Below are 13,580 nucleotides of genomic sequence, written 5' to 3'. Positions count from 1 at the left end.
CCGATCCACAGCTGGGTCCAGTTCGGCTGCTCGTTGGTGCCGACATTGACCCGGATGACGAACTGGTCGCCGTCCGGCTGCTCCGGGAACAACATCCCGGACACGACGAGCCGCTCATCTCCCTCGGAGTCGCGCTGGTCACCGTCCGGCTGCTCCGGCCGACCCTCGGAGTCACGCTGGTCTCCGGCCAGGTGCTCCAGGTCCATCAGCCTGGTGACGTCGAACGGACTGTCCTGGCCGTCGGATTCGTACAGGGTGTGGCTCAGCACATCGCCGGGTTCGAACCAGCGCACCGTGCCGTCGCGGTCCCGCCCGAACAGCAGCGGCGGGTCCCCGTCCGCCACGGCAGACTGGAGCTCGGCAACGGGCTGCTCGGGCAACGCCCACCCGTGGTCGAGGTCGACCTGTGCAACCGCCTCGCGCAACCGCTCGATACCGCCGACGGCTGCCAGCAGGTGTCCGTGGGCGGCGATGATCTGTTCCGGCGCATCGCGATACGGCGATCCCGGTCCCTGGTAGAACCCATAGAGCCCGATCATCGTCGCGCCGAGATCGGAAGTCCGATGGCTCGCGCCGGTCTCGATATTGGTCATCTCGTAGTTCCGCGAGCCGGTGGTCCCGTCCCGCCACGGCGACTCCTGCAGCCCGAGACTGCCGTACACAACGACCCGCTGCTGGTAGCCGCCCTCGTCGAGGTAACTATTCACCTCATATTCGTTAGCGAGGTGGATGCCCGTGCGGATCGCCTCGGCGATCTGCGCATGGGTGAGTCCGAGCGCCTGCACCAGGTCGTTGTCTCGGGCCATGATGTCGACCAGATCGTCTTCCGGCCCGAGGAAGCCGTCCCCCGATCCGACGTACACGTACTCCTCGGAGGCGTCGACCGCATCGAGGTCGAACGGCAGCATCCACTTCTTGATCTTCGTCAGCGGTATCCCGTTGACCTGGGTGATCCGCCGGATCAGCTCGGTCGGGTTCTTGCCTGCGACGACGAATCCGCTCGACTCGGTGTGCTGTGGCAACGGACTGACACCGATCTCGGCCGCGGTGATCGGCCGCACCACGGCGGTCTGGAGCGGGACCATGGCCGCGTCGTTGGCCAGCGTGTACTCCAGCCAGCCGTTGCTCAGCCGCAGACCGGTCCGGTCGTCGTCATCGCCCGGCACCGGGCACACACCCACGATCTCGGACTGCGAGATGAGCGTGCGCAGCGCGGATTGCCATACCGGCGTGTGGAATTCGACCAGTCCGGTGAGCCGCAGTTCCACGGTCAGTTCGGTGCCCTGGTGCCGCAGCCGCATGACCCGGTCCGCAATGCGGTGGAAACCAGCGGCTTCCAGCTGCTTCCGCATCGGAACCTGCCTGTCCGCCAGTTTCTGCAATTGCGAACGCACCTCGGCGGGCGGCTCGAAACCGCTACCGGCAGTGCCGCTGAAATAAGTGGTGGTGAGATCCCTGACCTCACCGGACATCGTTTCGATGCGACGGTACAGCGTGATCTGGTCCTCACGCTTGTCCACGACCACAGCCAACACCCGGCGTTCCTCGACGAGGAAGCCGAGCCGGTCGACGCGGTGCAGGCGCAGCCCGTCGCGGAGGTCCTCGATCAGGAATTCCGGGCCCCGGTGCAGGTTCTCGCCCAGCTGCTTGATCCCGAAGACGGTGCCCGGGTCACGGCGGAAGGGTGGTCCCGCGCGCGGTGGCGCGTCGGTCGGAACGCCGCGGATATTCCCTTGCAGCGCTTTGATATCGCGGATCCACTCGGCCCGGTCACGGCCCTCGACGAACGGTGCCAACTCCACGCCGTTGTCGTCGACACCGGCCGCGACCACCTCAACCACAGCGCGATCCAGCCGCGCCACTTCCTCGTCCAGCTTCGCGCCCTCGAACTCCCGCCACACCCCGTCCTTGCCGACATGCCGCAACACCACCGCGAATTCGCCGTCGCGGAGGACGCGTTCCAACCCGATCGCGTGGCCGCCCACTTCCCCGGAGCCCGCCACCAACACCCGCATACCGCCGTTGTGCAACACCTCGTCGACCGCTTCGGCGACATTGTCGAACGTCCGTGCCCAGTCCCCGACCTCCGCTGCCCGCAGGAACGCCTCTTCGGTCACGTGGCCTGCGAGTGCGAGCGCATGCACTGCCAGCCGCGGCATTGCCCGCATCCGCCGACCGGTCACCCGGGTGCGGAACGCACGCGCCATATCCACGACCGGCGGCGCGCACATACCCACCCCGACCGGGGTGCCCGGGCGGGCGTACTCGACCACATCCGGCGCCCAGCCCGGATCGACGCGGAGACGATCGAGTTCGGCCTGGATCTCACGGTCGAAGCGAGCAGTCCAGTCTTCGTGCGATGTCACAACGGCCGCGAACCGCGTCCAGTCCTCCAAGTCGGCGATCCGCTGCCAGAGGTTCATCAGGTAGCGATCGACCAGCGGCTCACGCTTATTGACCACCATGTCGAACACGTTCTGGGCCGATATGGTTTCCAGACCGACATGCAGATATAGCTTGGCCACACCGTCGAGCATCCGAATACGCCGCCCGCGGTCGAGCAGCTCGGCGCGGAGCTCGGCCAACAGCCCCGGCTCCATATCCTGCTCAGCCTCCAGCGCACGCCGATCGGCCGCCCACTGCTCGCGCAATTCCGCGACAATCCTGCGCCACCCCTGCGGATCTCTGGCCACCAGCGGCAGCCCGAGGCCGGCGGCGAGGCTGTTGAGGCGAATCTCCAGCAGACGCCGCACCTCTTCGCGCGACGGCGGCACCGACGGCATCGATTCACCAACGGCGTTCTGCTCCATCGCAGCCAGCCGTTCCTGCACATCGGGATATGCCTCGGCGAAGCCCAATCGCTCGAAGTCGGACTGTATTTCGGCGACCCGTTCGAGGGTCTCCTCGGCATTGGCCGCGGCCGCCTCGGCGACGCGCCGCACGACACGCGGGACGTCGACAGCTCCGATGCCCGACCGGCCTGCGGACGGTTCGGGATCGGTCGGTTCCGCAGCCAGCAGGGCGGCCAGGCCGGCGAGGCGTTCGTCGAACGCCGCTTCGTCCTGGTCGGCCAGGTCGGCGATCTCGAGGTAGGTGACGGCGGCCGCGAGGGTCTTGGCGAGTCCGCGAGACCGTTCGGGGTCACCGGCCGCACGGCCACCCTCGACGATGTCGCGCAGCCTGGCCATCGGCTCCGAGTCCTCGGTGAGGCCCTGCGGTCCATCGACACCGAGCAGGTCCAGGTCGACCCACTGCTCGGCCAGCGCCTCGAAGTGGTCGAAGGCCTGGTAGACGACATCCGGGGTCTGGCGCAGTTTGCCTGCCATCGTGTCGATTTCGCGACGTTCGGTCGCCAGCCGGTCGCGCCATTGCGCCCAGCGGCGCTGCCGCGGGTCGCCTGCCGGCACCGCCCGGAGCTGAGCCTCGGCCCGGCGTTGCGCTTGGTCCAGCGTCTCGATCGCCTGCACCCGGGTTCCCGCGCGGACCACGGTGGTCAGCATGCCGATAATGCCGTCGCGCTCCCGCAGCTCGTCGCCGGTGAGTTCGCCGCGCGAATCCTGAAGCCGGCGCAGCGACTCCGCGTTCACTGCCTGTGCGCCGATACCGGACATGGTCAGTTGCTTACGACGGTCGATGGCCTTCGCGCCCTCGTCGCGGCGCAGCTGGGTCAGCTCATCGCCCGGCACCATCGTGAATTCGGTCGGGATCTCCGTAGCGAATTGCGCGAGAACCTTATTCAGTCGGTCGCGCAATTCCGTGTCGTGCAGTCGCAGTTCGGCATCACGGCGGTAGATCTCGTCGATCACGGCGAGCAGCTGCGGCACCTCGAGGATCAGGTCCTCCAGCGTGGATTTCTCCAGCGCCTCGAATGCACTGGCCGGGGTCTCGAGTTCCGCGAGCCGGGCGGGGGCTTCATCAAGGCGGTTACGCAGGTACTGCTCGATCACGGTGGCGGGCAGAATGTCTTCGGGATCCCAGCCGTATTTGGCCATGAGACCGCGCAACTCCCGCACATTCGGGCGCAGCCCGGTGGCGCGGAGGTCGTTGACCACGTCGGCCAGCTGGTTCAGCCGGGTCGCCGCGGCGAGCAGCGGCCGAATCCGCTCGTCGTTCCAGATCCCTTGCTGTACCAGGGCTGTCGCATTGTGCAGCAGAATGTCGAACCGGTTGGTGAGTTCGACCAGCTCGCCGTGACGATCGTAGTTCTTGAACCTGGTCGCCTGGGTGTGGATATCACGGATCGCGGTTTGCAGCTCTTTCGGCATGGTGTCCTGATGGCGCACGTTCGCCAGCGCCCGCTGGAACGGCAGGTCGCCATCCACCTCCGATGTCCTACAGCCGAGATCGTCCGCCACCGCCTCGAGGCTTTGCCGGTATCGGCGGTCGAGGGTGTCGTGCGCCGTGGACCCGGGGTCCACTTTGTTCGTCTTGTGCACCCGCTGCAGCTCGTGGCGCCGTCTCCACCAGATCTCGTCGCTGCGCCGACGCAGTTCGGCCAGTGCCGCGCCCGGCTCGGCTGCCACGCGCAGCTCATCCAGCTCGCCCGCGATATTCGCGATCGGATAGTCGAATCCCGCGCTCGGTTCGTAGCTGGTATCCGCGATATTGCTGTCTTCCGGCAAGATCACGAACACCTTCGCCACATTGCGCGGCTTGTCCCACTCGTCGAAGGTTCTGGTGCGTTCCTCATAGGTGACGGCTCCGTCTTCGCCTACGACGCGAGCGTAGTAGTGCACCAGGACGACACGGTCGTCGAGTTCGAAGGTCACCATATGCGCACCCGGCTCACCCGGGACCTGGAATCCCAGGTGGGAGTAGATCACCGTGATCGTGGTCAGATCGTTGGTGGGATCGAGCAGCAGATCACGGGGGCCGGTGAAGGATGCCCAGCCACCGGGATACCAGACGCCCTCGGCCAGTTTCCTGGCTACCTGCGGCGGAACACCCTTCCGCGGTGCCTTATATCCCGCCAAGGACAACGGGGCGGGCAGCCCGCGGGCCTCCCAGTACTTGCCGAGGGAATACGGAACACAGTTCCCCGGGAGCGGACGGCGATAGTCGGCCACCGCCGATTCCTCGCGGCCTGCCGGAATCACCGCCCGCCAGACCGGGACATCAGTGTCGGGGTCAGCCCTCAGGTCCAGGTGCATGACCTTGCGGTCCCGAGTGATCAGCAGCACCTCATGCAGGCCCTCGATCGGGTATTCCCGCAGGGCGGCCAGGACGTTCTCCGGGTTGGCCTTGCTGCCGGTCAGGTTGAGCACGATCCGGTTGGTCTGCCCCTTGCGGATCTTCATCACCATTCCGGCGCGGATCATGACCGTCTTATTCGAGCCCGGCGCATAGTGGTCGAAGATCCGGTACAGCAGCGTCTGCCCGGTCGGGTCGTCGGGGTCCCGGTAGCCGATCAGGTAGTCCGGGTTCTTGGCACCCTCCACTTCCGGATTCTGCCAGATCTCCCAACCTTCCTTGGCCAGGAAGGCCGCAGCCCAGTTCTCCTCCTCCAGCTGCCTCCGCTGGCCCTTCTTCCAGCTCCATGGGACGCGAGTCGGCGGTCCCTGCGGGACGGCATTCGGGTCCCTCGGCCATACGGCGGTGGTGAAATCCGTTCCGGTGTCACGCGATATCCGCGGCCGCCCGGACGGTTCCGGCACGGTCATATCGCCGGCGGAAAAGACGCCGCGGAGCTTGCCTTGCAGCGTCTTGGCGTTGCGGATCGCCACCGCGCGGTCGTCCTCGATGAACTCCGCCAACTTGTTTCCGTTGCCGTCGACGCCTGCGACGATCACCTCGGTCACATCCCGGTCCAGGCGCGCGACCTCCTTGACCAGCTTCGCGCCCTCGAACTCCCGCCACCAGCCGTCTTCGTCGACGTGCCGCATGACCACCGTGTCTTTGCCGTCGCGGACCGCGCGTTCCAGTCCGATGACGTGCCCACCCTTGTCGCCGAAACCGACAACCAGTGCGCGCACACCGCCGTTGCGCCACACCTCCTCGACCGCCTCGGCAAGTGGCCCGGCTGCTTGTGCTGGGTCTGGGCCTAGTTTCGTAAACCACAGCGCCCAGTTCCCCACCATGGCCGCGGAGATGAACACGTCCTCGGTCACATTGCCCGCGGCGGCGGCGTCCTCGAGCACCAGCTGCGGCAGCGCGGCCAGCAGCGACCCGGTGTCCGCTCCGACGTGATGCCGGGTCATCGCTGCTACCGGCGCAGCGCACTTGCCGACTCCGACAAAGGTATCCGGCGCGATAACGGCGCCATTGTCCGCCGCTGCTTCCTGTTCGGTGGTGTCGGTATCGGGCTCGGTGGCCATTCCGGCGAACAGGTCGGGCAGCGCTGCCAGCCGCGTGTCCAGGGCCTCGGTGAGCCGATCGACCTTCGTCAGCAGCGTGGCCCGGGTCTTCGCCATCGTGGTCATGGCGCCGAGCTGTAGCGCCCGGTCCATCATCGACAGTTCCTGGGCGGTCATCCGCTCCAGTTCGTCGACCAGGTCCTGGCCGTCACCCAGCCCGTCCAAGGTCGTCTCGGCCTCGTCGGCGAGCTCCTCCAGCTCGGTCCAGGTCCCGTCGAGCTCGGCCACGGTGGTCTGCAATTCCTTGACCACGGTGGCGATTTCGTCGCGCTGGACATTCAGCAGACCAACCCGCGCGGCCCAGCGGCTCGCTTCGAGTGAGTCGGCCTGCGAGGTCCGGAGCTGCGAATAAGATTCGCGCAGACCGTTTTCCAGCATGTCGACGGCGATAATGTGTGCGTTGGCGCGGATCAGCGGGATCAGTTCGGCATTGGCGATATCGAGGTTGCGCAAGAGCAATGCGGTCGCCAGCAGCTCCTGGTTCGGTGCGTGCTCCTGCTCCAGCTGCTCGACCCAGTGCGTCACCTCGTCCGGCGACAGCGAACGCTGCGGTTTGGGGACCGACCGTTGTTGATGCAGCAGGTCGGAGAAGGCTGTGGCCTGCCGGACGCGTCGGACCGGCAGTTCCTGGATGGTGGCGGCGGTCACCGCCTCCGCTGCGACGCCGACCCGGGCCATGACGCCACGCCGGGCTTCACGCTGCCGCAGCGCGTCATTGCGCAGCCGAACCAGCCACTCGCCCAACACAATATCGGTACCGGTCGGGAAATCCTCGGGCAATGTCGCGGTCGCGGCCCGCACCGCCTCGGCGAATGCTTTCCGGCGCGCGGCAAGAGTGGTTTCGCGGGCGTAGATCCGGTCGATCGCGGCTTTGAGCTGGCGGGTTTCCTCGAAGACCACTCCCAGCGTGGCCAGGGTCAACTCCACCCCGCCCGCGTGTTCCGGCCGTACCTCGATGTTCCTGGTCCGCCGCGCCAGTTCCATCGGGTCGAGTTCCGCCGGATCGGTGCCGAGCGCCTCGGTGAGTTTCTCGTGGGCGTCGGTGAAGAGGTCCCGGATATGGGCTTCGATATCCGGTTCGGGCAGTTCATCGTCGGGATGCCAACCGTAGGCACCCATGACGCTCTCGATACTCATACCGCGCACTCGTGCGGGCAGTTCGCTCTCGTGCTCGACATCGAGTACCGCGGCGGCCATCCGGTTCAGCCGCGCCACCTCGGCGAGCACCTGGTCCTGTTCCGCCTGGTTCGCCAGACCGTGCCGTACCCGGGCTCGGGTGTAGTGCGCCAGCGCGTCGACCCGGTCCACCAAGGCCGTGGTGTCGGCATGGGCGTCGTGCTCGGCGAATCGCTGTGCCCGATCATGCGATTCCTCGAACTTGTCGGCCGCCTCGGCCACCGCGTCGGGCAGGTCCGCTTGGCGGCGCAGCCGCGCCAACACCAGCCGAGCCCGCAAGTCACTGGCCAGTTCGGCCGCGGTCACGTCGGTGAGGAAACTCGCCAACGTCACCCGCGCCGCACGAAGCTCGCGGGTGGTGGTCCGCCGAGTGGCCGACCCCCGGCGCACCGGCACTTCATGGTGGTGCTCGTCGACCAACGTGTCGTGTAACCGCTCCCACGCCAGGTGGGCGTGGCGGCGCATCGCCACCAGCGCTGCAACAGACGGTCGGGTGCCGGGAACCAGCGCAGGCTCCGGCGAACGACCGATAGCGAAGTCGTCCTGCGGATCCCAGGCCGGGTCGAGCCCGTCCGGACCGGCCAGCCACACCGGTTCACCGTGCCGGTCCAGCACCATCGCCGCCACTCGCCCCAGGCGATCCTCCTGCTTCGGCACGAAATTCGGGTCCAGGATGTTGCCTCTTCGGTCGCGTAGCTCGGCGAAGACCCGACCGTTCTCGACCCAGCGCACCAGCCAGCGGCCGTGGCCCATATCGCCGTCGCCGCGACGGCCTATGACCTTCGGGTCGAACAGCAAGATGCCGATTCCGTTGCCACTGCCGGGATTCCGGCGATGGCGGTCCTTGCCGACCGCCATCAGCAGGTCATAGGCGCCGCCGATGCCGGCCACCCATTGCGGAGCGACCGGCAGCTCGCCCAGGACGGCCAGATGATCCACGATCGCACTGACCAGGGTGCCCTCATCCGGATTGGCCGGGTCCAAGCCGAGGCCCTCGCGGCCGGTGACGGCGACGACATCATCGACCAGGTCCACCCCGCACTGGTTGCGCAGTGCGATACCCGGCCGCTGGTGGCCGGTGACAGCGTCGCCGCCTGCCGGGGTCCCGCCGCGCAGTGCACGGACCTTGGCCAAGGCCCGTGCGACCACACCGGCCGGCTTCTCCACAACGGGCGGCGGGTGCAGTGGGCGAGGCGGCAGCGTTGCGGGTGCACGTTCGGCCAACAGGGCATCGATCCGCCCTTCGACTCCGGCGAGCAGCACGGTGGATTCGTTGAACTCGACGGCCGCGGCATGCGCGGCGTCGATCCGGTACAGCGCCTCGACCGCCGCGAGGGCCTCGGCGTTCGCCAACCGCGGGTACCGCTGGAACTCCATCAGTAGCTCATGCACCGCTTCCGGAGTCAGCTCCTGCGGCACCTGCCCGCCGAATCGCCGGGCCAGCCAACCGGGATCGACTGCGGCGAGCAGCTGGTCGTGGCGCTGTGCGCGCAGGTATCGGAGCACGCCGGGGCGCTGCGTCGGGCTGCCCCATTCCCGCCACGGCAGCTCCTCGTGGCGAGCCACCGCGCGGATCCGTTCCCGCGCCTCGGCCCGACGGTTGCGCAGCAGCCGCTGTTCGTCCAGCAGCGCGTCGAGTCGACCGGCCAACTGTCCCAGCCGAGCCTGGCGCTTCGGCGCCATCACTTGCCACCATCGGTACTCGGCGGCCTCCAGGTCACCCAGTCCCGTGAGGCGGTCGAGCAACGCTCCGGCCCGCTCCGCGTGCTGGCCTGCGCCCAGCGCGGCGACGCGTCGGCGCAGCACCGCGGTCGTCCACTTCATCTCCGCCAGGCCGAGCAGCTGCGCCAGCTGGTTGCCGACCTCGGCTGCCCGGTCGCGCACCGGGGTCATCTCCCTCGGCGCGTTCGCCAGCACATCGGCGTCCTCGCCGAACACCGCCAGGTGAGCGTCGCGCAGCTGGTTGAACTCCGCTTCGGCCGCGGCCTGTTCCTCCTCCAGTTTCGCCAGATCCTCCAGCAGCGAGCGGATGTCGCCCGCCCGAGCCCGGGCCCGCACCAACTCGTGCGCCAGACGCAGGATTTGGATGCAGCGCAGCAGTTTTCCGTCCGTCGCGGTCCGCGGGTCGCCCGCCAGCAGCTCCAGTTCCCGGATCGCCGCCGGGTCACCGGCCAACACGGCTTCCGACGCGACCCCGAGTTCCACACAGTCGGCGGCCAGCGATTCGATCGCGTCGCGGGCGTTGCCGGCACGGGCGTCGGCGTCGGACCACAAGGCGCGCAGTTCGGTGGTGCGTGTGGTCAACGGCACCCGCACGGCATGTTCGGTCTTGGTGGATCGGACATGCGACTCGTAGCTCGGCCGGAAGGTGACGATCTGGTTGCGCAGGTTCACCGTCGGCGGTCGGGTGTCGAGATCGCGCTGTGCGACCGCCGTGATCTCGGCGGCTTCCAGATGCGTCCGGATATGGAACGTGCCGCCTGCGGCGTACGGAGTCCGATTCCGGTAGTAATCCCAGGATTCCACGACCCCGTCGAGGTCGCGGGCCAACTGGTGGCCCGCCACCGCCGGTGGGGTCTCGGGCGCCAGCCACACCAGCGCACCGCGGGTGTCGTCCCGGTCCTCCAGCCCCATTCGCGCGTACATCAGTGCCTGCGACGATTCGGACTCGGACCCCATTACGGTAGCGGTGATCTCGTTCACCTTCGGCCCGCCGAGGAAGAACATCAGCGCGCCATCCGGATCAGCGGGCCCATCGGCGGCCAGCACATACACCGGACGCCCTGTCCTGGCCGCCCAACCGTCCAAGTCGTGCAGGTCGAGATCCCGGGTTTTCAGGGTCCGCAGTCGTTCCTGTTCGTCGACGCGCAGCTCCCCTCGCTCCTGGGCGGCCAGCAGATCAGCCAGTTCCGCCGCGAACAGCGCGCGGTTCGCCTGGTCGCGCGCATCCCAGGACACGCCCGGTGTCGTGGCCACCCATTCCCGGAGTTCGGCGATCAGCAGGTTCTTCTCCTGCGCAGTCAGCAGGCGCCACCGCCGGTCGATCACCGCGGCGGACCGGCCCGGCTCGATACCGGCGAACAGACCCGCCCAGATCAGGATCGCTTGTTGCCGCGCACTGCGGACGGTCTGCGCCAGAATGGCGTGCCGGGCATGGTCGAGCTCGACCAGCTGCCAGGCGAGCTCCTCGACCGCGTCGACGACGACCTGGACGGTGGACAGGAGCGCCAGCTGTGCGGCCGCGTTCGCGCAGTGCAGCAGTTCCGCGTCGTGCTTCAGCGCATCCTCGACCTCCTGTAGCTCGGTATGACGCCAGATCCCGGTAGGGACGTCGCCGTCGAAGATCACGGCCAACAGCTTCTGGTCGATCCGGCCGATCTCGTCGATCAGCCGCTGCTGACCGTCCCGGCGGATATCGAGCAGGACCGTCGCCCGGTCCCCCAGCGGCGCCAGTCCACCCAGATCGACCCCTAAGTCTTTGGTATACGAGAGAATCTGCGATTCCCGCATCGCGATCTGCTTGCGGATCTCCTCCCGCTCCAGCGCATTGGCCTCCAGCAGGTGGGCGGTGCGGTGCAGCTGCCCGAACCTGGACGAGTTCGTTTGCCGCAGACCTTTTTCCAGTGCCTCGATGGCCTCGGCCCAGGACCGGGCCGCGACGAAGGCGCCCGCGTGATCGATGGTGTCGTCGAGCGCCTGCAGTTGCTGACCCATCGGGTCACCGGTCGGGGTCAGTTCCCGCACCCGCGCCGGGGTCAGCAACGCCGGATTCATCTGGTGCAGCTCGGCGAATCCCGCGCCGAGGCGGCCACGCAGAGCGTGCAGCCGGGCCAGGTCCTCGGGTGCCACAGTCGCGGTATCGACCTCGAAATCGACCTCGAATCGCGCTTCGGTCGCGGCGATCGCAGCCTGCGTCGCTTCCCGCTCCCACGCCGTGATAACGCGGGTCGAGGCCATCGCCGGCCCCAGTTCGCCACGCCGGATCTCGGGCAGTACCACACCCCGCTGGTCGGCCGGGGGGATCCAGCTCGGATCGGCCGGGGTCGCGCCGACCCAGAATCCCTGTGTCAGGGTGAGTTTTTCCGAGCCGGGCAGCAGGAACGACCGGCCGTCCGGGTCGGCGGCCATCGTCCAGACACCCGTGATGTCGGTGCGGTGTGTCCGGCGAGTCCGGAACTGCGCCCACGGTGTTTCGACGCCCTTCTCCTGGACGGTGACCGCACCGTGGTTGTACTCGAGCCGCAGGGTGTGGCCGCCGACCCCGTGCCTGTCGGGCGCCGCATAGCCGATCACCACCAAAACCGAGGCGCCATTGCGTTTGTCGGCGTCCAGTTTGCCGACCTGGCGGCGGAAGGCGTTCACCACCGGCTGCAGCGGGTGCAGCGCGCCGACCGGGAACTGTTGCACATCTGCCCAGGTCATATCGGCATCGGCGATATAGTCGTCGAGCCGAACACCTTGGGGGCCAGTGTATTCCGGCACGATGACATCGGGGTTTCCAGTCCGCTCCCGGTGCACCGTCAGGGTCAGCTGCACACAGTCGTTGCGACCGTCGCCCGAGTCCGGGAAGCGGTGCGCACGGTCGCCGTCCTGGAACTGCTCCGGGGTAGGTGCGGCCAGCGCCTGTGCCAAGGCGGCGTCGATCCGCTCGTCCAAGTCGCGGATCCGGTGGCGCAGCACATCGCAGGTGTTGTCCACCGCGATCATCTCGTCCAGCAGCTGGAGCCGAGCGGCCGCCACACGCAGTTTGTTGGCCACCAGCGTCTGCCGGGCCTGCGCCGCCGCCAACTGAGGCAGCTGCCCGAGTCCCGCGTTGTCGACCCCGACCAGCCGCGCGAACTTGCCGACCAGTCGCAACTGCCGATCCCACTGGTGTGCCAACGCGGCTCCGGTGGCACCGACACCGCTGTCGCGCAGTGTCTCGTTCGCCGCGTCCAGCTCCTGCTGCAGTGCGTGCCGACGGCGAGCCAGCTGTTCGATGCCCCGGATCTGCGCCACCAACTCCGGAGCGGCATCCTCACCGCGCAGATGTGCCTCGTGCAGATCGTCGGCCAGCATGCCGATCTGCCCGGCGCGCATATCGGCGGCATCGAACTGCACCCACAGTTCGATCACCGCGTCCAGCTCACGCAGCGACCGCACCGCCCCTACTACCGCCGAATCAACCAGCTGCGCCTGCAGTTTCGCAATCAGCCCGGTAAGCCGACCCGGCTCCAGGTCCACCGGCCCGATCCCGAGCTCGGTACCGAGCAGCGCGACGAAGTTGGCCGCGATCCGAGCCCGATCCCGTCGCAACTCCCCCAACCGCCCCGCCCCAACCGTCGGGTCGACCCGGAACGGCACTCCGGTTCTTTCCCCGACGCCGAGGTCGGCGGCGGGAAGCTTCGCGTCCTTCAGTGCGGCGCGCAGGTATTCGCGTTCCAGTTCCGCTTCGTCGCGGATCCGGAGCAGTTCCGCGTCCAGTTTCGGTGCGGTCGCCTCGGCCAGGACGAGGTCCAGTTCGGCTTCCAGCTGCGGCAGGGTGACGTCCCGGGCGTGGATCTTGTCGTAGAACCGGACCAGCTCCCGCAGCTCCAGGTATTCGGTGAGCGCCGCCGACCGGTCGATGGTCACCTGCCGTCCGCCGGTCACTACCTGCTTGCGCCATTCCTCCCACGCAGCTCGGTCTTCGGCACGATGCTCATCGGTTATCCCGTAGGCGCGCTGTTCGTCGGTGAGCGGTTCGGCGAGCACACCCAGGCGCCAGTCCACTTGCTCCAGCTCGCCGGTCACCTTGTCCCGGTGCATGACCGGCGCGGCCGCGGCATTCTCCAGTACCTCGTCGGCGATCAGGTCCGGATCGCCGCGCAGCCAGAGCAGCTCGACCAGCCGGGCCTTCGCACGCCGGAACCTCGCCCGGATCTCCGCTTCGTCGAACTGCTCGCCCAGCAGCACATCACCGAGCTGGTCCAGCATTGTGGCGGCGTACAGCACACTGTCCGGCGGCGACGGCACCGCGTCGCGGCGGTATTTCGCCACGTCGACGGCCATGCCGCGGACCCGCCCCAAGGC

1 protein-coding gene (only partly in view) is annotated in these 13,580 nt (G+C 67.9%); it reads right to left on the bottom strand.

This entire window lies inside a single protein-coding gene on the bottom strand: locus OH799_RS28730, encoding a GNAT family N-acetyltransferase. The 177,828-nt coding sequence extends 120,931 nt beyond the window's left edge and 43,317 nt beyond its right edge, so the window shows coding positions 43,318-56,897, spanning codon 14,440 (complete) through codon 18,966 (partial); reading right to left, the first codon wholly in view occupies window positions 13,578-13,580. Both codon boundaries (start and stop) fall beyond the window edges.

The organism is Nocardia sp. NBC_00881 (assembly GCF_045207455.1).
GTDB lineage: Bacteria > Actinomycetota > Actinomycetes > Mycobacteriales > Mycobacteriaceae > Nocardia.
This window is presented reverse-complemented; position numbering and strand designations above follow the sequence as displayed.